We start from the raw sequence: 21267 nt of genomic DNA, 5'->3' as shown, positions 1-21267 counted from the left end.
ACCCGGCGGGCACCCTGTTTACTTGCCTGTGTTTACCTGGCTGGCTACTGGTGTCTTGGCTGATTCTGTCGGCTGGTACGAGTCTGTCATGTCCAGGATACGAGGCCTTCGCGCGTGCGACTACCCGATCCCCATACGAGGCCCAACAAGATTCGCCACCAGCCGCCGATCGGGCGATCGGCAGGACCATTCTACCCACTACGTGTCGACCAGATCACTTTCCGTGCGGGGCATTCTGTGAGCCACGCACACCGATCTCACTGCCCGGCGGCTCCGCACAGTAGGCGTTCCGGTTCAGCTCGCCGGGCGTGGTGTCGTTACCGGGGCGCTGGACGGTGCCCTCATAGCCCTTGGTGCAGGGCATCGGATTGAAGAAGTTCAGCACCAGACCGAGATGTCCGGTTCCGTCCGGGTTGGCACTCGGCGCGGTCGCGCTGGCCAGCGGCAACGCGACCAACAGTGTCTCGAGCGAGTCGGTACGGGACTCGGTGATCTTCGCGGTGGTCAGCAGGTTGGCGAAAACCACACCGAGATCTCCACCGGACTCCCGGACGACCTCATCCACCTGACCGGCGACGCCTGGCGCGGTGTCCAGTAGCGCCCGCAGATCCGGGTCGGATTTCTTCAGCTGTGCGCTGATCTCCCGTAGGCCGGAACTGTACGAGGTGATCTGCTCCGCGAGGTCGCGCTGGGTACGCAGCACGTCGCGCCCGTTACTGAGCAGCGCGGTGGTCTGCGGGAGATAGCTGGTCGCCGTGGCGGTCAGCTCGCTCGAGCTGTCCAACAGGTTCTGCAGCGCCGGACCGCTGTCCCGAAATGCCTTGTCCAACTCGTCCACACTCACTCGCAGTGACTCGGTAGGCACGCTGGCGACAAGTGAGTTGAGGTTCGCCAGCAGATCGTCCGGCCGGATCGGGGTGCTGGTGCGCTGCGCGGGTACCTCCGAACCGTCCGCGAGATACGGGCCACGCTGGTGTTCCGGCTGCAGGTCAACGTACTGCTCGCCGATCGCCGAACGATTCGCGACCACCGCGCGGGTATCCGCGGGAATCGGCGGGGCGGAATCCTCGATCTCGAGTTCGACCTCGAGTCCCGTATCGGTCAGCGCCAACTCGCCGACCCGCCCTACCGGCACGCCCCGGTAGGTCACCTCGGCATTGGTGAATATTCCGCCCGATTCGGACAGTTGCACGCTGACCACATAACCGCGGCTGCCGAACAGCCGATCGAGCCCGGCGTACTGGCCACCGACATAACCCACCCCAACCACGGCGATCACCACGAACACCACGAGTTGCACCTTCACCCGGCGCAGCAGCATCAGCCACCTCCCAGCAGGTTGCCCACCAGTTCGCCGAGTGAGCCCGGCACCGCCGGCGCTGGCTCACCGGCGGTAGCTGGCGCGGGCCTCGGTTCCGCCGTTCCGGGCAGCGGAAGGGCCGGTGGCGCGGCGGGTTCACCGGTGCTCGCCCCGTCCTGCCGTAGCGAATCCGGCAGCTCGATCAGCGGCGTCCGCTGATTGGTAATACTGCGTAGCGTCTCACTGAGATCCAGGTCGAAGTTCACGTGGACATTGGTGAAATCGCCCTTCACCGTGTTCACGAAGTAGTCGGTAAACGGGAAGGTCACCAGCATCTGCAGGGATTTCGGCAGATCGCTTCCGGCGTCCGCGAGCTTGCGCAGGGTCGGTTCCAGCAGCCGCAGGTCAGTTACCAGATCTTCCCTCGTCCTGTGCACGGTGTCGACGGCCGTCTCGGACAGCCGGTTCAGCGCCGTGAGCATGCCAACCAGCTGGTCCCGCTGCTGGTTGACCACGCGCAATCCCGGCGCCAGGTCATCCAACGCGGTCGTGAGGTCGGCCGTCTGCGCACGCACGGTGCCGGCGAACCGGTTCAACGATTCGATCGCCCGCACGATGTTGCCGCGTTGGCTGTCCAAGTCACCGACCAGGGTGTGCACATTGGACAACAATGCGCGCAGCTCCGGCACATTACCGTCCAGCCCGGCATTGACCTCGCGGACGATCGTCCGCACCTGCTCGATACCGCCGCCGTTGAGCAGCAGGGACAGCGCACCGAGCACCTCCTCTATCTCCGGACTGCGATTCGTCCGTTCGACGGGGATCCGCGCGCCCTCGGTCAGTCGACCGCGTTCCTGTCCCGTGGGCGGCGCGGTGAGCAGCACGTACTTCTCGCCGAGCAGGCTGGACTGGCGCAGCGCCGCACCGGCGTTGCCCGGGAGCCGTACCTCACCATTGACCACCATGTTGACCACGGCGGTCTCGTTGTCCTCGGCGAGCTCGATCCGCTCCACCTTGCCGACTGCCACATCGTTCACCTTGACCGCCGCCTGCGGCACCAGATCGAGTACATCCGCGAAGTTCGCCGTTACCCGAAACGGCCGATCGCCAAGATCGGCACCACCGGGCAGCGGAACCTGGTAGAGCCCGGTGAAGCCACAACCGGCGAGCAGCAAGGCGACCAGTGCCAGCCCGACACTGGCCAGCGGCCCACGTCGCGTCCGTCGAATCATCCGCCACCACCCTGTCCAGTGGGCATCGGCAGGCCGCCAAGCAGCTGGTCCGCCAGCGGCAGCGGCAGCGGCGGAAGCTCGCCCTGCTGGATCGCGCCGAGAACCTCCGCGGCCGAGGGCAACCCAGTGAGGTCATCGACAAGGGGCGCCAGCTGTTCGCAGATATCGCCGAGAACCTGCGGCAGCTGCCTCGGGGTTCCTGCCTTGATCAGCCGGCACACCATCAGCACCGGCGGGTAGGCGAGATCGTTCAGCGCACCGCGCACCGAGAACGAGCCAGAAGCCGCATCGTAGGTATTCAGGAAGTTGGTCGCACCGACCGGTGCCACCTCGAGGATCTCGGCGATCGCCGCACGTTGCTCGACGAGCACCTCGGTAACCGGCGCAAGCTTGTCGATATTGGACTTGATCAGATCCTTGTTGTCCGCCAGGAAGCCCTGCACATCGCTCATCGCCACGCCGAGCGAACGCAGCGCGGCGCCGAGTTTTCCGGAGTCCTCGGCGAGATATCCGCTGACGCTGTCCAACCGGTTGCTGAAGGTGCGTAGTTCCCCGTCACTGCGCACCAGGGTTTCCGCGAACTCATTCAGGTTCTCCACGGTGGCGAACAGGTCACCCCGCGAGTTGGACAGGGTGTTCGCCGCCTTACCAAGCTCCCGGATCGTCGTACCGAGTTGTTCGCCGTTGCCAGACAGGTTCCGCGCGGCCGTATCGATCGCGTCGGCGAGCGCGCCATCGGCATTGGCGCCCTCCGGACCAAGTGTGGTCGACAGCTGGTCCACACTGTCGTACAGATCATCCAGTTCCATCGGCACCGCGGTGCGATCGCCGCGCAGCACCGTGCCGCTGGCCACTTTCGGTCCCGATTCATAAGCCGGGGTGAGCTGGACGTACCGATCACTGACCATGGTGGGACTGACCACGGCGGCGCGGACATCATCCGGCACCGGCACGGTGCGCTGCACGGAGAGTTCGACCACGACCTCGGATCCATGCGGCCGCACCGATTCCACCGAGCCGACCTTGATGCCGAGTATCCGCACGTCCGATCCGGGGTAAACCCCGACCGTACGACTGAAGTGTGCGATGAGGACGGTGCCCGTCCTGTCCAATGTGACCCACCACAGCGCACCGGTGAGCAGCAGCACCAGAACACAGCAGGTGGAGACTATCGTGGCGAGGCGGCTACCGGGATACGCGGCGGGCATCAGTTGTTCCCCCGTTCTGGCGGCCGTGCTCCGTCGCAGCCCTCTGGGTTGATGTCCAGTATTCCGGTGCTCACCCGCGGCGGAATCAGCCCACAGATATAGCCCTCGAACCATCTGCCGTTGCCGACCACGTTGTTGAACAGTCGGGCGAACGGGGCAAGGTCCCGAATGCCGTTGCTGAGGTTCTGCTGGTTGCGTTCCAGCACGGCGGTGACCTGCTCCAGCTGCCGCAACGCCGGTTGCAGCTCCCGCTGGCTGTCCGCGACAAGTCCGGACAGCTGTTCCGCGAGCTCGCGCGTACCGGTAAGCAAGCGACCGACGGCTTCCCTGCGTCGCTCAAGCTCTCCCAGCAGCTCACCACCGTTCGTGATGATCGCCCGCAACTGTTCGTCCCGATCAGCGACAATCTCGCTGACCGAGGAGGCGTTGCGGAGCAGTGTGGCGAGCTCCTTGTCCCGTGCTGAGATGGTTCGGGACAACGCGGAGAGACCGTTGAACGCGTTGCTCATCTCGCCGGGCGTGTTCTCGAAGGTTTCGGAAAGTGTCCGGAAGCTGCCCGCGAGCTGCTCGGTGTCCACCTCGCCGACCAGCCGGGAGGTCTCGCTGAACGCGTCCACGATGTCGAAGGGCGTGACGGTGCGCGCCTTCGGTATCGGTTCGTTCGGGTTCTGCTCTCCGGCGCCGGTCGATTCGACCGCGAGATACTTGTCCCCCAGCAGGGTTTTGATCTCTATGGACAGTCTGCTTTGGTCGCCCATCCGCATGTCGCTGACCCGGAAGTCAACGCTGACCTGAGCGCCGTCGAGCTCGACCGCGGTCACCTCGCCCACCTTCACGCCCGCGAGCCGAACCTCGTTTCCGGACCGCAGCCCGGCGGACTCGGCGAACTTCGCGGTAAAGGTCGTTCCACCGCCGATGATCGGCAGATCCTTCGCGTAGAAGGCGGCTACCGCGCACAGCGCGATCAGCACCAGGGTCACCGCCCCGACCCTGGCCTGGTTGTACTGGCTGAGCGGCTTCACGGTCCGCACCTCTCCGGGCGGTTCGTCCCCGGAAGGGGCAGCAGCGGTAGTTCGACCTCGATCCCCAGATCGGAGATGCCCACCTTTCCCGACATGCTGCACATGTAGTAGTTGAACCAGCCGCCGTGGCTGGCCACCCGCGCGATCGTGCTGACCTTGTCGGAAAGCCCGGAAACGAACTTCTCCACCTCGCCTTCATGCGCGACGAGTGTTTCGGTCAATCTGCCAAGCTGCTCGATATTCGATGTCAACGGCGGTCGGGCTTCGGTCAACAAGCCCGCCGTGCTGTCCGTGAGCTCACCGAGCGATTCGATGGCTGTACCGATGGGTTCCCGTTGTTCCGCGAGTCCAGTGCTGAGTTGCTCGACCTGATTGATCAGCTCACCGACCTCGGTGCGGCGGCCGTGCAGGGTGCCAAGTACCTCATTGAGGTTCGTGATGACCTCGCCGATCACCGCGTCCCGGTTGGCGAGTGTCGATGTCAGCGAGCCGATATGACCAAGGACGCCTTGCATGGTGCTGCCTTCGCCCTGTAGCAACTGGATCAACTGCGCGGACAGCTTGTTCACCTCGGCCGGCTCAATCGCCTGGAACAACGGTTTGAATCCGTTGAACAGCGCGGTCAGGTTCAGGGCTGGCCGGGTGCGTTCGAGCGGGATACGCTCCCCTGGGCGCAGCACCTCTGCGACGTCGCGGTCGCCTGTGGCCAGCGCGATGTACCGGTTGCCAACCAGATCGCGGTACTTGATCCGAGCCGTGACGTTGGCCGGCAGTTCCCGGTTCGCCTCGACCTCGAAGCGCACTTCGGCGTACTGATCGCGCGCCGTCTCGATCGTCGATACCCGACCGATCCGGACACCGGACATCCGGATGTCATCGCCGGCGTTCAGCCCGGTCACATCCGTGAACTGGGCGACGTAGTTGCTCGAGTCACCGGAGTGTGTATTGGCGATGGTGAAGCCAAGCACACCGGTCAACAGCACGGTGACGACGATGAAGATGCTGAGTTTCGTCAGCGGCGCGACCAACTGTCTCATCGCAAGGACACCTCCGTGCCCCGGTAGACCGGTCCCACGAGCAAGCTCGCCCATGTCGGTGCCTCGTCCGGCATGACCTCGAGTTCCGGCGCGACCAGCGCGGAGATCAGTTCGCGCTCCGCTGGTGTGTTCGCCACGCTCGATCCTGAACCAGTCGCAGACTGCGGAATGGTCGGTTGGAACCTCTCTGGGTTCTCCGTACGGCCGGGCGGCGGTTTGCTTGCCCCGTCCTGGATCGGCCCCTCGGCCGGATACTGCGGCATCCGGTCTGGTCGTTCACCGCTCGGGTAGCAGCGTGGCCCCCGCTTGTCCAGGTTCTCCGGTTCGTCGACCCCAGGCCGGTACTTTCCGCGCGATGAGGTGATCTTCAGGGTCACCTGGCCGACCTCGGGATGGGCCGTACCTTTACCAAACGCGCGATCGGCCGCGGGAATCTGGTTCACGATGGACTCCAGCAGGCAGGGATACTGTGGCGCGTACTTCGCCAGCACGCCCAGCGTCGACTGGACGTTCGCGGACAGCGCGATGAGGTTGTCCTTGTTCGCGCGCAGGAACGCATCAAGGTTGCCCGATGCCGTGGTGAGCGTATCGAACAGACCACGTAGCTGGTCCTGTCGTTCCTCGACCGTACGCGTCGTCGTGGACAGATCCCGCATGGCACGCAACAGATCAGGCGCGGCTTCGGTGTACACATCAGACACCTCGGCGAGCTGGTCGATATTGGCGCGCAGGTCCGGCATGGCCGGCAGCACCCCTTCCAGGTACGTGTTCAGCTCGACAAGCGTGTCGCCAAGCTGTTCGCCTCGGCCAGCCAGCGAACTGGAGATCGCGTGCAACGTGGTGGACAGCTTCTCCGGTTGTACGGCCCGCAGCACGGGCATCAGATTGTCGAGCACGCGCTGCACTTCGATCGCCGCGCTACTGCGATCCTGCTCGATCACCGCGCCCGCGCTGAGCGTCTCGCCGGTTCCGGTTTCCGGCAGGCGCAGCTCGACATACCGTTCGCCGAACAACGTCTTTGGCAGCAGCCGCGCGGAGACGTTGGCGGGCAAGGTTTCGGCTTGCTCGGGGTCAAGCGCGAGCTGGAGTACCGCGCCGTCCCGCTCGGCGCTGATCGCTCGCACATCGCCCACGATCATGCCGCGCACCTTGACATCCGCGCCCGCGGAGAGCTGGTTGCCAATGTGGTCGGTGCGTAGGTCCACGGTGGTGACCGGGGTGAAGGCCTTGTTGTAGAAACCAACACACAGCGCGACGAACAGGGATGCCACCATCAGGAAGACAAGCCCGTACAAGCGGTAACGGAGGCGTTTGACCACGGGTCGCTGAGTCATCCGGCGATCCGAACGGTCGTGCTCGCGCCCCAGATCGCCAAGCTGAGGAAGAAGTCGAGCAGGATCTGCAACACGAGCGCGGCACGTACCGCCCGACCCACGGCGACCCCGACACCGGCGGGACCACCGCTGGCGGTGAATCCGTAGTAGCAATGCACCATGATCACCACCAGGCTGAACACCATGACCTTCAGGAACGACCACAACACGTCCTCTGGCGGTAAGAACAGATAGAAGTAGTGGTCGTAGGTGCCTGCCGACTGCCCGTAGAGCCACACCGTCACCTGGCGCGAGGCAAGGTAGGAGCACAGCAACCCCACCACGTACAGCGGGATCACCGCACCGATCCCGGCGATGATCCGGGTGGTAACCAGGTACGGCACACTCGGCACCGCCATCACCTCGAGCGCGTCGATCTCCTCGGAGATCCGCATCGCACCCAGTTGCGCGGTGAATCCACAGCCGACGGTCGCGGAAAGGGCGAGCCCCGCGGCGAGCGGCGCGACTTCCCTCGTGTTGAAGTAGGCCGCGATGAACCCGGTCAACGCCGAGGTACCGATCTGATCCAGCGCGGAGTACCCTTGCAAGCCAACGATCAGCCCAGTGAAGATGGTCATCCCGACCATCACCCCGAGCGTGCCGCCGATCACCGCGAGCGCGCCGCTACCGAAGAAGACCTCGCTCAGCAGGCGCAGTATTTCCCTCGGGTATCGCACGATCGCCCGCGGCAGCCAGGCAAGCGCACGCCCGTAGAACGCAAGCTGATAGCCGAGCCCGCCGAGCCCGTCCAGTGGTTTGCTCACTGTGTCCAATGTGGTCCGAATTCGCGGTGTCCCGGAAGCACGCTCGGTTGCCGCCATCTCAGGTTCCCTTCGGCGGCACGAGTTGCAGGTATATCCCGGTGATCACCACATTGATCAGGAACAGCAACAGGAAGGTGATGACCACGGTCTGGTTCACCGCATCGCCGACCCCTTTCGGGCCGGGCGGCGGGTGCAATCCCCGGTAGGCGGCGACGATCCCGGCGACGAATCCGTAGAGCAACGCCTTGAACTCGCTGACCCACAGGTCCGGTAACTGTGCCAGTGCGTTGAAACTGGCCAGGTAGGCACCGGGAGTTCCGCCCTGCAGCACGATGTTGAAGAAGTATCCGCCGGCGACGCCCACGACGCTCACCAGCCCGTTGAGCAACACCGCGACCAGCATCGCGGCGAGTACCCTCGGCACGATCAGCCGGTGTACCGGGGAGATGCCGAGCACCCGCATCGCATCGATCTCGTCGCGAATGGTGCGGGCTCCCAGATCGGCGCACATGGCCGAGCCGCCGGCACCGGCCACCAGTAGCGCGGTGATCAGTGGACTGGCCTGCTGCACGATCGCCAGTGCGCTCGCCGCACCGACAAAGGACTGCGCGCCAATCTGCTGGGTGAGCGAGCCCAGTTGCAGCGCGATCACCGCGCCGAACGGGATGGAGATCAACGCGGTCGGCAGGATGGTGACACTGGCGAACATCCACGCCTGCTGGATGAACTCGCGGAACTGGAACGGCTTGCGGGGCAGGTATCGCGCCACATCCCAGGCAAGCGAGGCCATCCGGCCCACATGCCGTAGCCCGGAGGTTCCGATGAACTCGTCTCGCCCGCCGATCGCCATATCGCTCACCCTCCGCGAGCGCGGCCCGTGTCCGGCGGGTATCGCGGGTGCTCCCGCATCGCTATCGCCCGCATGCTGGCCATCGCTGCCTACTCGATCGCCAGCGCATGTGTCGCGGTGGCGCCACCGTCCACGACGAACTCGGCACCGGTGCAGTACGCGCTCTCCGCGCTGGCCAGAAACGCGACCAGGTTCGCCACATCCGCCGGGGTGCCCACCCGACCGAGCGCCACCTTCTTCCCTACCGGGCTGAGATCCACCGAACCGGTGCCCGCCGCGGTGCGGATCATATCGGTGTCGATCATGCCGGGATGTACCGAGTTGACCCGGATATTGCGGTTGCCCAGCTCCATCGCCGCGACTTTGGTCATACCGCGGATCGCGAACTTGGTTGATGAGTAGGCAACCAGATACGGCATCCCTCCGATGCCCTCGATCGATGAGATATTCACGATGGAACCACCGCCTCGTGCCGACATCGGCGCCACTACCGATCGGATCCCGAGGAAGGTGCCGAGCTGATTCACGCGCAGCACGCGTTCGTAATCGGCGAGTGTGGTTTCTTCGATCGTGCTGAAGTGCAGGATTCCCGCGTTGTTCACCAGCACATCCAGACCACCATGCCTGGTCTCGATATCGGCTATCGCGGCGGTCCAATCGTCCTCGACGGACACGTCAAGCCGGTGGTACCAGGCCCGCTCGCCCAGTTCGGTCGCGAGCTGCTTGCCTTCCGCGTCAAGGATGTCGGCGATCACCACCCGGGCGCCATCCGCGACACACTGGCGTGCCGCCGCGGCGCCCTGCCCGCGTGCCGCGCCGGTGATCAGTACGACCTTGCCATCTAGCTTGCCCATCTGGCCGCTTTCCCTCCGCTACATGAGCTCATCGGTGACCGGCAGCATGACCGTTTTCAACTCGGTATAGGACTCGAAGGCGCTCTGGCCACCTTCCCTGCCGATGCCGGATTGCTTGTACCCGCCGAACGGGACATGCGGTTCGATCTGAAACCCGTTCACCCCGATCGTGCCGGCACGCAGCGCGCGGGACAGCCGGAACACCCGCTTGACGTCCGATGTGTACAGACCAGCGCCGAGGCCGTACTCGGTGTCGTTCGCCAGCCGTACCGCCTCATCCTCGTCGTCGAAGGCGATGACGGAGAGGACCGGGCCAAAGATCTCCTCGCGTGCGATGGTCATCGAGTTGTCCACCTCGGCGAAGATCGCTGGTCGCACGAAGTTGCCGGCACTGAGCTCACCATCCGGGCGTTCACCTCCACACACCAGCCGGGCGCCTTCCGCACGTCCCTTGTCGATGTAGCCGAGTACCTTGTTCAGCTGCTTCTCGTTGATCAGCGGACTGGCGAGTACGCCGGCATCGAACGGGTCACCGTAGGTGACCGCCGCGGCCATGCCCTGTGCCGCGGCGATGAACTGGTCATAGACATCCCGGTGGACGAGTGCCCTGGTGTGCGCCACACAGGCCTGCCCGGAGACGCCCATGGTCACGGTGCCCATCGTGGTCATCGCGGCGAGGCCGACATCCGGCGCGTCCGGAAAGACGATCGTGGGGCTCTTTCCGCCAAGCTCGAGCGATACGCGTTTCAGTGTCCCCGCGGATGCCCGGACGATATGCTTGCCGATCTCCCTGCTCCCGGTAAAGCTGACCTTGTCCACCTGCGGGTGGTTGATCAGGGCTTCCCCGGTTGGTTCGCCTGGGCCCGTCACGACGTTCACCACGCCGTCCGGAACCCCGGCCTCGCCGAGCAGTTCCACCATCCGTAGCACGCTGAAGGTCGCGAACTCGGAGGGTTTCACCACGACCGTGCAGCCGGCGGCGAGCGCCGGAGCCAGTTTCTGCGCGAAGAGCAGGAAGGGCGCGTTCCACGGCAGGATCGCCGCGACCACGCCGATCGGCTCGCGAAGCGTCATCGCCAGATGCTCGCCGCCCTGGTAGCCGGGCAGTGTCTGGCCGCCCAGCTTGTCCACCCATCCGGCGTGGTGATCGAAGACGTCGGCCGCCGCGCCTACCGAGGTGGCATACACGCCGGCAAAGGAAAGCGGCACGCCATTGTCCATTGCCTGAAGGCCACGTAACTGATCGGCGTTGTCCCGCAACAGCTGGCCGTACCTGTGCAGCAGCCGGATCCGCTCTCCCGCGCGCATATGTGGCCAGGAACCGTCATCGAAAGCCTTGCGTGCCGCGCCAACCGCGGCGTCCACATCGACCTGTTCGGCGATCGGGAAGCTGGCGAGCGACTCACCGCTTGCCGGGTGCTGGTGCGTCCAGCTGCGACCGGAGCTTGCCGCTCGCCATTGGCCGTCCACGAGCAGCGAACCGTCGGAAAGGCCAACCACGTCCCGGTGTGGCTGCAGTGTGAGCGTCATACTGGTCCCTTTCTCGGGCAGAACGGTTATGGCGGTTCGGAAAGCGACATCACCTCGGTGCAGGCGAACGTACGCTCGGGGTCGCGCCGGGCGAAGTATGGACCGAGTGCCGCGGCCAGAGTCTCCGTGTTCCAGCGGCCGTCGGCGGCATCGAAGCGTTGCTCGACCGAGGGGGCCGCGAGCAGCGCGACCATGCCGCCGTAGATCACGAACACCTGACCGTTGATCACTTCGGCCGCCGGCGCGGCGAGATAGCTGACGAACCGCGCGACATTCTCCGGATCGAGCGCATCATCATCCGTACCCGGCGCTGGTCCGAACACGTGCTCGGTCATCGCGGTCCTGGCGCGCGGGCAGATCGCGTTGGCCCGTACGCCATAGCGGGCCAGCCCGCGTGCGCTGGACAACGTGAGGGCCACGATGCCGGCTTTGGCGGCCGCGTAGTTCGGTTGTCCCTCCGAACCGAGCAGAAACGCCTCCGAGGCCGTGTTCACGATCCGGCCATAGACCGGCTCGCCACGATCCTTTGCCGCGCTCCGCCAGTGCCCGGCGGCGTTTCGGGACAGCAGAAAATGGCCGCGCAGATGTACCCGGACGACGTCGTCCCATTCCGCATCGGACATGTTGAACAACATCCGATCGCGCACCATGCCCGCGTTGTTCACCAGCACGTGCAGCCCACCGAACGTCTCGACCGCGGCGGCCGTCAACGCGTCGGCCGTTTCCCGGAGTGCGACATCGCCGGGACGGCCGATCGCCTCGACCCCGAGCGCGGATGCCTCGGCGACGACCGCGTCCAACGCGTCGGGATCGATATCGCCAAGTACCACGTTCGCTCCCGCGCCGGCGAGCGCGAGCGCTTCGGCCCTACCCAATCCCGCACCCGCGCCGGTCACGATGGCGACCTTGTCCACGAGGTTCTCCTCCGTGGCACGCGCTGCTGGCACCACTGTCCCCCTAGTCCACGGTCACGATCTGGCGGATGAACTTGCCGGAACGGATCCCAGCGAGACCATCGTTGATCTCGGAAAGGGTGATCCGTCTGCTGATCATGCCGGCAAGATCGAGCAGGCCGGCCTGCCACAGCTCGATCATGCGGCGATAATCCCGGCGTACGTCAGCCGAACCATAGAATGAACCGAGGAGCTTTTTCTCGTGCAGGAACAGCTCTTGGGCGCTGAACTCGACGGTTGCGTCGGCACGACCCGCACCCACGACGACCGTGGTGCCGCCGCGGCGGGTGGCGTCCCATGCCGCGCGGATCGTCGCCGGTTGCCCGACGACTTCGAAGGCATAGTCGAACCCCTGGTTCCCGGTCAGTTTCTCGATGAGCTCAGGCAGGGCTTCTGGCGTACAGGCGTGTGTAGCGCCGAAACCGCGGGCGAGGTCATGTTTGTCGGTGACCGGATCGACGGCCACGATCTGGGTCGCACCGGAGAGCCGCGCGCCCTGGATGGCGGCTATCCCGACGCCGCCAGCTCCGATGATGACGACACTCGCCCCAGGCTCGACCTTGGCCGTATTCAGCACCGCGCCAACTCCGGTGAGCACTCCGCAGCCGATCAGCGCGGCGATCTCGTATGGCACGTCGCCGTCTACCCGCACCGCGCCGGCACTGGGCACGACGAGTTCCTCGGCGAAGGTGCCACAACCCGCGAAGCCGAAGACCGGCTGGTCGCCAACCACGAAGCGGGGCGAGCTGAACGCCGCGATCGCGTGCACCGAACATAGGTTCGCCTCACCGCGAAGGCAGCTCGCGCATTTTCCGCAGGGCGGCACGAAGGAGATGATCACCTGGTCACCCACGGCGAGATCGGTGACCGCCGCGCCAATCTCCACGACGTCTCCGGACCCCTCGTGGCCGATGATGCCCGGTGCCAGGGCCGGCAGCGTACCGTCCATCGCGGACAGATCGCTATGGCAGATGCCGGCCGCCCGGATGCGTACCCGGACCTCATCGGGGCCCGGCCGGGTGGTGCCAACGTCCTCGCGTAGTTCGAGATCGGAATCGCCGACCTGGTTCAGTACGGCTGCCTGCACGTGTCGTCTCCTCACTGAGCACACCCGGTGTCGGCCATCGCGCTGGACCGCGGCGACAACGCGCCGCGTCGGCTCGCTTCAGCTACAGACTAGAATCTGTTCTTGTTATTCACAACCCTAGACAGTTCGAACGATACGGTTATAACCAGGTGTTATCCGAATCTGGGCCATATACATCGATAACATGTTTCACATAAGAGCAAGCCCGTGTCGTCCGGTGTCTCGCGAAACCCAGCCAGCCGGACGCGATACCGACACAACGAGCGGATGGCGCTCAAGTAACGCCCACCCGACCGGGCAAGCCCTCTCGACGGGCACGCGACTCGCGTAGTAGCTTCCAACTAGAACGTGTTTCACTAACGGTTCACGATGGGCCAGGAAAGGCATCCCATGCGCCTCGCCTACTCCGACGAACATCAGGCACTACGGCAGCGGCTTCGCGACTACTTCGCGACCCTGCTGACTCCGGAACGCCAGGCCGCGCTCACCACCGGTGCGGATTACGGCGACGGCACCGTATACCGGGACATCGTCCGCCAGCTCGGCAAGGACGGCTGGTTGACCCTCGGGTGGCCCGAAGAGTACGGCGGGTCGAACAGGCCCATGCTCGAGCAACTGATCTTCACCGATGAAGCGGCGATCGCTGGGGTACCGGTGCCGTTTCTGACCCTGAACTCGATCGGTCCGACCATCATGCGGTTCGGCACTCCGGAACAGCGTGCCTACTACCTGCCGAGGATCGCGGCAGGCGAGATCCACTTCGCCATTGGCTACTCCGAGCCAGAGGCGGGAACCGACCTCGCCGCCTTGCGCACCACGGCGACCCGCACCGAATCCGGCGACGAGTTCGTGGTGAACGGCCAGAAGATGTGGACGAGTCTGATCCAGTACGCCGATTACGTATGGTTGGCCTGCCGGACCAATCCCGAGGCGCCAAAGCACAAAGGACTGAGCGTGCTCATCGTGCCGACGGAGGCACCCGGATTCTCCTGGACACCGGTGCACACCGTGTCCGGAACCACGACCAGTGCGACCTACTTCGAGGACGTACGGGTGCCCGCGACCGAGCTGGTCGGTACCGAGGACCGCGGCTGGCCGCTGATTACCAACCAGCTGAACCACGAGCGGGTCGCACTGACCTCGAGCGCACCAGTTCTGCTGGCACTGCGCCAAGTGCGTGCATGGGCCCAGCGCACGCCACTTGCCGACGGCAGCAGGGTGATCGACCAGGAATGGGTTCGCACGCACCTCGCTCGGGTGCATGCCAAGGCGGAGTTTCTCAAACTACTCAACTGGCGGGTCGCCTGTACCGCCGAGCAGGCACCGAGCCCCGCGGACGCTTCAGCCAACAAGGTTTTCGGCACGGAGTTCGCGATCGAGGCCTACCGGCTGCTGATGGAGGTACTTGGCCAGCCCGGCTATGTGCGGGCGGGAGCGCCCTCGGCACTGTTGCACGGTCGGATCGAGCGGATGCACCGTTCCGCGCTGATCCTGACCTTCGGCGGCGGCACGAACGAGGTTCAGCGCGACATCATCGCCACCACCGGACTCGGTATCCCCGCCACGAAGCGTTGAAGGGACCTCATGGATTTCCTACTCACCCAGGAGCAACGCGACCTCGGCGAGCTGACCAATCAGCTGTTGACCAAGCGTCGCGAGCCGCACCGGCGGCGAGAACCGGACACACCGCCGACCCGATTCGACCGGGAACTCTGGACGCTTCTCGGTTCGAGCGGTGTCCTCGACGCAGCGTTCCCAACCGAGCTGGGCGGTTCTGGCTGTGGCTTCCTCGAAACCTGTTCGGTGCTCATCGAGCTTGGTCGCGCGATCGCGCCGGCACCGTATCTGTCCTCGATCGTGCTCGCCGCATCGGCACTGGGCCAGTTCGGGACCGCTGAGCAGTGGCGACACTGGGGTCGACCGACCGCCAGCGGGCAACTGATCGGCACCGCCGCGCTCGCCGCCGACGCCGATCCGGACCGAACCGCGCCACCGCTCGACGCCGAACGCCTCGCGGATGGTTGGCGACTGGACGGCAGCGTCGCGTTGGTGCCCGCTGGCGCGATCGCGGACTACCTGCTGCTGGCCGCCAGCACACCGCACGGACCTACGGTGTTCCTGGTCAGCGCGGATGACCCCGGCGTCACGCGCACGGAACAGCGGATCGTGGACGGCGATGACGAACCAACGGTAAGCTTCGCGGGAGTGCCGCTCGGTACCGAACGGGTGCTCGGTGATCCGGGCGAGGCCGAGCGAATCATCGCCTGGCTGCTCGCTCGCGGAACGGTCGGGGTATGCGCCCACCAACTCGGCGTCACCGAGCGTGCGCTTGCCTACACCGCCGAGTACGCCACCAACCGGGTCCAGTTTGACCGTCCAATCGGAACGTTCCAGGCCGTAACCCAGCGACTGGCGGATGCCTACATCGATGTCGAGGCGATCCGGCTGACCATGTGGCAGGCCGCCTGGCGGCTTGCCGAAGAGCTACCGGACGGCGGCGAGATCGCCACCGCCAAGTTCTGGGCTGCCGAGGGTGGCCATCGCGTCCTGCATACCGCGGTACATATCCACGGTGGTGTCGGTATCGACCTCGACTACCCACTGAGCGGCTACTTCGTCGCCGGCAAGCGCAATGAGTTCACCCTCGGCGCGGCCACCGCGCAGCTGCGGGCACTCGGCCGGATCCTCGCCGAACCTCCACTGGACTGCTAGCGATCGCACCGACAGCTACGGGTAGCAACGGTGCCCGGACCGCTGGTTAGCTGGTCTCCGCAAGGCCGCGTACCGTATCGGCGTAGCCACGAACGAACTCGTCCAGCACGTCGGCTACCGGTCGGATCTCGGTGAGACTGCCAACGATCTGGCCGACCGGCATCGCCACGGCGCTTGGGTCGTCGGCGGCGTGCATTCGCTGGTGCGCCGGGCTCACCAGCAAGTTCTGCAACGGCATAGGTAGCGGCTCAGGCGCGCCTGGTTGCTCCCACGCTTCGGTCCACCGCGTTTTGAGTAGCCGCGCCGGTTTCCCTGTGTAGATCCGACTGCGCACGGTATCGCTGGAACTCGCGCCGAGCAACGCGCGCTGCATCGCGGACTCCCCCATCGTTTCGGCGTACTCGCGGGTGGTCAACCAGCACGAGCCGGTCCACACCCCCTGCGCGCCGAGCGCGAGCGCCGCGGCCGCCTGTCGCCCACTACCAATCCCGCCAGCCGCGAGCACCGGCGCACGGCCACCGAGCGCCGCGACGATCTCCGGGATCAGCACCATACTCGCGATCTCCCCGGTATGTCCGCCCGCCTCGTAACCCTGCGCGACGACGATGTCCACACCGGAGTCCACATGCCGCCGGGCATGCTCGGCTTTGCCAGCAAGGGCAGCAACCAGCACGCCGTGCTCGTGTGCCGTGGTCAACACGTCCGTAGGTGGCGAGCCAAGTGCGTTGGCGATCAGCCGAATGGGGTGGCGCAGGGCAACCTCGACGTGCGAGCGCGCCACGGAATGCAGCCAGCCGAGGACGCCCACACCTGTCTCGACGTCCTCCGCGAGTGGTGGTACGCCGAGCTCGCTGAGCGTTCGTTCCACGAAAGCCCGATGTTCCGGGGGCACCAGCGAGTTGAGGTCGTCCGGTATGCCTTCGGTGGGCACCTTCGCCGGCATGACGATGTCCACACCGTACGGTTTACCGTCCGTGTTGTGGTCCATCCAGTCAAGCACGGTCTCCAGTTCGGCGGCGTCATTGAACCGCACGCAGCCGAGCACACCCAAGCCGCCCGCCCTGCTGATCGCGGCCGCGGCATGCTCGGATGGCGTGAAGCCAACAATCGGGTAGTCAATTCCCAGCGTGTCACACAGTCCGGTCCGCACGACGCTCCTTCCTGCCGCGTTCCTGCTTTTTCTCGGCTGAAGCCGCCGCTCTCAGCCCGTGGTTCCAGCCTGCTCGGTCCAGGACACCTCGGGGTTGTTCCGCGCGTATTCCTGTGCCCAGGCATAGTCCGGCTTGCCACTGGGCGATCGAGAGACCGCATCGGTGAACCAGTACGTCCTGGGCACCTTGTAGCCGGCGATCCGCGAGCGGGTATGCGTGTCCAGCGTGTCCAATGCGGGACGCGCGCCGGGGCGCGGCTGCACGACGGCGGCTACCCGCTGGCCGAGTAGCTCGTCGGAAATCCCGATCACCAGCGCGTCGAACACATCGGGGTGTGCCTTCAACGCGCTCTCCACTTCTTCCACGAACACCTTCTCGCCGCCGGTGTTCACACAGGTACTGCCCCTGCCGAGCATGGTCACCGTGCCGTCGTCCTCCACTTTGGCGAAGTCGCCGGGCACCGCGTAACGCTTACCCTCGATCTCGGTGAACAACTCGGCGGTCTTCGCCGGATCCTTGTAGTAGCCGAGTGGGATATTCCCACCGCGGGCGATCCGGCCGATCGTGTCCGAGCCAGCGGCGATCGGCCGGTTCCGCTCGTCGATCACGATGTTGTCCGGATCGATCCGCACCCGGGGACCACCGGTGAAGGCGGCACCACGCTGCGCCATTCCGAGCCCGGAGAACCCTGTCTCCGAGGACCCGATGGAATCGGTGAGCACCACATTTTCCAATGTAGACAGATACTGTTCCTTCACTGAAGGCGAGAAGAGCGCGGCGCTGCTGGCGATCGCGAGCAACGAGGAGGCGTCATAGCCACCCTCGGCGAGCGCCTCGATCATCGGTCGAGCCATCGCGTCCCCGACGATGAGCATCACCTGTACGCGATACCGCTGAACCGTCCGCCATACCTCATGCGCGTCGAACCGCGGCAGGAAAACGACCGTACCCCCGGTAAACAGGCTTTGCAGTGCCGCCCACTGCGCGGCACCGTGGATGAGTGGCGGGACCGGAAACCGCACCAGACCTGGCGCCTGTGCCCCACTCTGGGACTGCTGCCATTCGTCGACGACCTTCTCCCCGGTAACGAAGTCAATACCGCCGCCGAGTACTCGCCATACGTCCTCGTGCCGCCACACCACCCCTTTGGGATATCCAGTGGTTCCTCCGGTGTAGAGGATGTAGCGGTCGTCGGCACTACGCTCCGGGAAATCTCGGTCCGGCCGGCTGTCGGCAAGCGCGGTTTCGTAGTCCACCGCGCCGTACCGCGCATACTCGGGTTCTGCGTCATCGTCCAACACCAGCACCGTGCGCAGCCGGGGCACCTCGGGTAACACCGCGGCGACCTTGTCGGCATAGCGCCGCTCATGTACCAGCGCGACCAGATCGGCGTTGTCGAAGATATACCGTAACTCGTTCGCGGTGTACCGGTAGTTGATATTGATCGCGACCGCACGCAGTTTGTACGCGGCGAGCATCGCTTCAACCGCCTCGATCCGGTTGCGCGCGTAGACGCCGACATGCTCGCCCGGGCCGACTCCCTGCGCGGCAAGGTAATGCGCTAGTCGATTGGCGCGCTCGTCGAATTCGGCGAAGGTAGTGCTGGCCTCACCACAGCGTGTGGCGAGACGATCCGGCATGAGATCAACGGCATGCTCCACAAGATCCGCGATATTGAGTGCCACATGAAGAAACTAGAACATGTTACTATTCGAGACAATCCCCCAATCCGACGCGCGGGAGGCGATCGATGAACCACGCCGAGCAGCCGGCGGAGGCGCACTGCCTTGTCGAGCGGCATGGGCAGGTACTCGTCGTCACGATGAACCGGCCAAAAGCACGCAATGCCTTGTCCGGTCCGATGATGGCGATCATGCGCGAGGCGTGGGACAGGGTCGACACTGATCCGGATATCCGTGCCTGCGTGTTGACTGGCGCGGGCGGCGCCTTCTGCGCCGGCGCGGATCTCAAGGCGATGACCACGAGCCATCCTGGTGACTCGTTCCGCGCGGAGAACTCGGATATGTCGGTAATCGAGCCGCTGCTCAAAGGGCGCCGGCTCAGTAAACCACTGATCGCCGCGGTCGAAGGCCCAGCGATCGCCGGCGGTACCGAGATCCTGCAGGCAACCGATATTCGGGTCGCCGGCGAGAGCGCGAGGTTTGGCGTGTCCGAGGCACGGTGGGGCCTGTTTCCCCTCGGCGGCTCCGCCGTACGGCTGCCTCGGCAGATCCCGTACACACTCGCCGCGGATATCCTGCTCACCGGCCGGCATCTGTCCGCGACCGAAGCCGAACGGTACGGGCTGATCGGGCACGTGGTGCCAGACGGCGAAGCCCTGCCACGGGCCATGGAGCTCGCGGAGCGTGTCGCGGCGAACGGCCCCGTCGCGGTGCGCGCGATCCTGCGAACCATCCGCGAGACCGAAGGGATGCCGGAAGCCGAGGCATTCACGCTGGAAGCCAAGCTCGGCAGCGCCGTGTTCCGCAGCGACGATGCGAAGGAGGGCCCACGCGCCTTCGCGGAGAAACGCAGCCCCCAGTTCCGCGACGCCTGATATCCACCTCGACTCGAACCCCTAGAGATCGCGGGCACTGGGCATGTGGCGCGCGATCAGATCGCGCGTTCCTGCCCAGCCCAGTACGGGTCCCGCAGCCGCCGCTTGTACAACTTGCCGTTCGGGTCCCGTGGCAGTTCGGTCGTGTAGTCGATACTGCGCGGCAGTTTGAACTTCGCGAGCCGACCGCGCGCGAACTCGATCAGTTCCCCGCTGAGCTCGCTATCCGGTACCACGCCAACCATGGGTTGTACCACCGCCTTGACCTCCTCACCCCAGTCGGGGTGCGGGATGCCGAACACCGCCACGTCAGCCACCTTGGGATGGACGACCAGTGCGGCCTCGATCTCGGCTGGATAGATGTTCACCCCACCGGAGATGATCATGTCGTTGCGCCGGTCGCGAAGGAACAGGTAACCGTCCTCGTCCAGATATCCCATATCGCCAAGGGTGAACAGCTCGCCGATCCGCGAGCTCTGGGTTTTGTCCGGGTCCCGGTGATACTCGAACGTGGACCCGGCCATCCGCATATACACGGTGCCGACCTCGCCGGCAGGCAGCTCCTGACCGTCCTCATCGAGGACTCGAACTTCGGAACCCGGCCACGGCAAGCCAACCGAGCCAGGTTTGTCCGGCCAGTCCCGGCCATTGATCGCGGTGCCACCGCCCTCGGTGGCCGCGTAGTACTCGATGACCACGGGCCCCCACCAATCGAGCATCTGCCGCTTGGTCTCCAGCGGGCAGGGCGCGGCGCCGTGCACCATCGCGCGTAGCGAGGACACGTCATAGGTCGCACGTACCCGCTCCGGCAACGCCAGGAGTCGATGGAACTGGGTCGGCACCATATGGCTGTGCGTCACCCGGTACCGCTCGATCAGCCGAAGCATCTCCGCGGCGTCCCAGCCATCCATCAGCACCGCAGTGTGTCCTAATTGGATTGATATGGTGGCGAAGTTCAGTACCGCCGTGTGGTAAAGCGGGGAACCACACAGGTGGACATGGTCCGCGAACGGCGCAATGCCGAATATGCCGAAGAACCAGGTGGATGCCGCCGGTACGGTGTCTGGATCGGCGCCGGTCAACGGGCGCCGCACCCCTTTCGGGCGCCCCGTCGTACCGGAGGTGTAGAGCATCGGTGAGCCCTGGCTGCGCTGCTCCGGGCGGCCGGCTGGCTGATCGGCACCCAGCTCCGCCAGCGGGCGGAACCCGGGAATCTCGCCGACCGCGAAACAGGCCTCGCCCGCGAGACCGGCCTCCGTCGCAGCCACGGTCGCCGCCTCGGCGAAACGCTCCCCGGCCACGAAGGCCTTGGCTTCGCTGTCGGTGATCAGGTACGCCACCTCCGCGCCGACCAGGTGCCAGTTGACCAGAACGACGTACAAACCCGTTTGCAGCGCCGCGAAGTACGTCGCGAGCAGATCCGCGCCGTTGGGCAGCATCACCACGAGCACATCGCCCTGCCGTAGCCCGATGGACCGCAGTCCGCGCGCATACCGGTCCGCGGCGGCGGCGAGCTCGCCGTAGCTCACCTGCCGCTCAGCGGGATCGACGATCGCGATCCGGTCTGGCTCGTCTCGCGCGATGTTCCACAGCCCAGGCTCACTCACCACATCGCTCCCGTCCTTCGTCACCGGACC

At 65.4% G+C, this 21267-nt stretch carries 18 protein-coding genes; 3 read left to right on the top strand and 15 right to left on the bottom strand.

Features of this window, described 5'->3' with window-relative positions; genetic code table 11:
- Window positions 1-214: 214 nt before the first annotated feature.
- From EV191_RS25260 to EV191_RS25205, 12 genes are all read right to left on the bottom strand, one after another.
- Window positions 215-1321 carry an MCE family protein gene (locus EV191_RS25260; RefSeq protein ID WP_132880033.1) on the bottom strand — a complete coding sequence of 369 codons (1107 nt, stop codon included), beginning with the start codon at window positions 1319-1321 and terminating at the stop codon, window positions 215-217.
- The gene (locus EV191_RS25255) at window positions 1321-2532 is read right to left on the bottom strand and encodes an MCE family protein (protein ID WP_132880031.1); all 1212 of its coding nucleotides are present in this window, start codon (window positions 2530-2532) and stop codon (window positions 1321-1323) included. Before EV191_RS25255 ends, EV191_RS25260 begins: the two co-directional genes overlap by 1 nt.
- A complete protein-coding gene (locus EV191_RS25250; protein WP_132880030.1) occupies window positions 2529-3740 on the bottom strand; it encodes an MCE family protein in 1212 nt (403 codons plus the stop codon). The genes EV191_RS25255 and EV191_RS25250 overlap by 4 nt, the downstream gene beginning before the upstream one ends.
- Entirely contained in the window at window positions 3740-4762 is a 1023-nt protein-coding gene (locus tag EV191_RS25245; protein WP_207894694.1) for an MCE family protein, read from the bottom strand. Before EV191_RS25245 ends, EV191_RS25250 begins: the two co-directional genes overlap by 1 nt.
- On the bottom strand, window positions 4759-5799 hold the full coding sequence (locus EV191_RS25240) for an MCE family protein (RefSeq protein WP_132880027.1): 1041 nt from the start codon (window positions 5797-5799) through the stop codon (window positions 4759-4761). The genes EV191_RS25245 and EV191_RS25240 overlap by 4 nt, the downstream gene beginning before the upstream one ends.
- Window positions 5796-7133: an MCE family protein gene (locus tag EV191_RS25235; RefSeq protein ID WP_132880025.1), complete on the bottom strand. Its 1338-nt coding sequence runs from the start codon at window positions 7131-7133 to the stop codon at window positions 5796-5798. The genes EV191_RS25240 and EV191_RS25235 overlap by 4 nt, the downstream gene beginning before the upstream one ends.
- Window positions 7130-7936 carry an MlaE family ABC transporter permease gene (locus EV191_RS25230; protein WP_424565503.1) on the bottom strand — a complete coding sequence of 269 codons (807 nt, stop codon included), beginning with the start codon at window positions 7934-7936 and terminating at the stop codon, window positions 7130-7132. The genes EV191_RS25235 and EV191_RS25230 overlap by 4 nt, the downstream gene beginning before the upstream one ends.
- Window positions 7937-7994: 58 nt before the next feature.
- Window positions 7995-8786, bottom strand: coding sequence for an MlaE family ABC transporter permease (locus EV191_RS25225; RefSeq protein ID WP_132880022.1), 792 nt, complete (start codon window positions 8784-8786; stop codon window positions 7995-7997).
- An 89-nt stretch (window positions 8787-8875) separates the two neighbouring features.
- Window positions 8876-9640 (bottom strand): glucose 1-dehydrogenase, encoded by a 765-nt coding sequence (locus EV191_RS25220; RefSeq protein WP_132880020.1) that lies wholly within the window; start codon window positions 9638-9640, stop codon window positions 8876-8878.
- A gap of 18 nt (window positions 9641-9658) precedes the next feature.
- Window positions 9659-11170: an aldehyde dehydrogenase family protein gene (locus EV191_RS25215; RefSeq protein ID WP_132880019.1), complete on the bottom strand. Its 1512-nt coding sequence runs from the start codon at window positions 11168-11170 to the stop codon at window positions 9659-9661.
- Between the two features lie 26 nt (window positions 11171-11196).
- The gene (locus EV191_RS25210; protein WP_132880017.1) at window positions 11197-12117 is read right to left on the bottom strand and encodes a 3-oxoacyl-ACP reductase; all 921 of its coding nucleotides are present in this window, start codon (window positions 12115-12117) and stop codon (window positions 11197-11199) included.
- Window positions 12118-12127: 10 nt separating this feature from the next.
- Window positions 12128-13210 (bottom strand): Zn-dependent alcohol dehydrogenase, encoded by a 1083-nt coding sequence (locus EV191_RS25205; protein ID WP_132880016.1) that lies wholly within the window; start codon window positions 13208-13210, stop codon window positions 12128-12130.
- Window positions 13211-13600: 390 nt separating this feature from the next.
- Here EV191_RS25205 and EV191_RS25200 point away from each other — a divergent pair, with 390 nt between their 5' ends.
- A complete protein-coding gene (locus tag EV191_RS25200; RefSeq protein WP_132880132.1) occupies window positions 13601-14785 on the top strand; it encodes an acyl-CoA dehydrogenase family protein in 1185 nt (394 codons plus the stop codon).
- Window positions 14786-14794: 9 nt separating this feature from the next.
- Window positions 14795-15922, top strand: coding sequence for an acyl-CoA dehydrogenase family protein (locus EV191_RS25195; RefSeq protein ID WP_132880014.1), 1128 nt, complete (start codon window positions 14795-14797; stop codon window positions 15920-15922).
- A 46-nt stretch (window positions 15923-15968) separates the two neighbouring features.
- Here EV191_RS25195 and EV191_RS25190 read toward each other — a convergent pair whose 3' ends face one another.
- Window positions 15969-17072 carry an NAD(P)H-dependent flavin oxidoreductase gene (locus tag EV191_RS25190; protein WP_132880013.1) on the bottom strand — a complete coding sequence of 368 codons (1104 nt, stop codon included), beginning with the start codon at window positions 17070-17072 and terminating at the stop codon, window positions 15969-15971.
- A 51-nt stretch (window positions 17073-17123) separates the two neighbouring features.
- Window positions 17124-18758 carry an acyl-CoA synthetase gene (locus tag EV191_RS25185; protein WP_132880011.1) on the bottom strand — a complete coding sequence of 545 codons (1635 nt, stop codon included), beginning with the start codon at window positions 18756-18758 and terminating at the stop codon, window positions 17124-17126.
- 65 nt (window positions 18759-18823) lie between these two features.
- Between EV191_RS25185 and EV191_RS25180 the strand changes: the two genes are divergently transcribed.
- Complete coding sequence (locus EV191_RS25180) at window positions 18824-19630, top strand: crotonase/enoyl-CoA hydratase family protein (protein ID WP_132880010.1); 807 nt, start codon at window positions 18824-18826, stop codon at window positions 19628-19630.
- Window positions 19631-19686: 56 nt separating this feature from the next.
- Here EV191_RS25180 and EV191_RS25175 read toward each other — a convergent pair whose 3' ends face one another.
- A complete protein-coding gene (locus tag EV191_RS25175) occupies window positions 19687-21261 on the bottom strand; it encodes an acyl-CoA synthetase (RefSeq protein WP_243659224.1) in 1575 nt (524 codons plus the stop codon).
- Window positions 21262-21267 lie beyond the last annotated feature (6 nt).

The organism is Tamaricihabitans halophyticus, assembly GCF_004340875.1.
Classification (GTDB): Bacteria; Actinomycetota; Actinomycetes; order Mycobacteriales; family Pseudonocardiaceae; genus Tamaricihabitans; species Tamaricihabitans halophyticus.
The sequence above is the reverse complement of the archived record's forward strand: the minus strand, read 5'-3'. Positions and strand labels throughout refer to the sequence as shown.

Coding starts and splice junctions, on each gene's coding strand:
- EV191_RS25200 (WP_132880132.1), top strand. CDS start 13,601: ATGCGCCTCGCCTACTCCGACGAACATCAGGCACTACGGCAGCGGCTT.
- EV191_RS25260 (WP_132880033.1), bottom strand. CDS start 1,321: ATGCTGCTGCGCCGGGTGAAGGTGCAACTCGTGGTGTTCGTGGTGATC.
- EV191_RS25220 (WP_132880020.1), bottom strand. CDS start 9,640: ATGGGCAAGCTAGATGGCAAGGTCGTACTGATCACCGGCGCGGCACGC.
- EV191_RS25250 (WP_132880030.1), bottom strand. CDS start 3,740: ATGCCCGCCGCGTATCCCGGTAGCCGCCTCGCCACGATAGTCTCCACC.
- EV191_RS25215 (WP_132880019.1), bottom strand. CDS start 11,170: ATGACGCTCACACTGCAGCCACACCGGGACGTGGTTGGCCTTTCCGAC.
- EV191_RS25195 (WP_132880014.1), top strand. CDS start 14,795: ATGGATTTCCTACTCACCCAGGAGCAACGCGACCTCGGCGAGCTGACC.
- EV191_RS25235 (WP_132880025.1), bottom strand. CDS start 7,133: ATGACTCAGCGACCCGTGGTCAAACGCCTCCGTTACCGCTTGTACGGG.
- EV191_RS25225 (WP_132880022.1), bottom strand. CDS start 8,786: ATGGCGATCGGCGGGCGAGACGAGTTCATCGGAACCTCCGGGCTACGG.
- EV191_RS25255 (WP_132880031.1), bottom strand. CDS start 2,532: ATGATTCGACGGACGCGACGTGGGCCGCTGGCCAGTGTCGGGCTGGCA.
- EV191_RS25240 (WP_132880027.1), bottom strand. CDS start 5,799: ATGAGACAGTTGGTCGCGCCGCTGACGAAACTCAGCATCTTCATCGTC.
- EV191_RS25180 (WP_132880010.1), top strand. CDS start 18,824: ATGAACCACGCCGAGCAGCCGGCGGAGGCGCACTGCCTTGTCGAGCGG.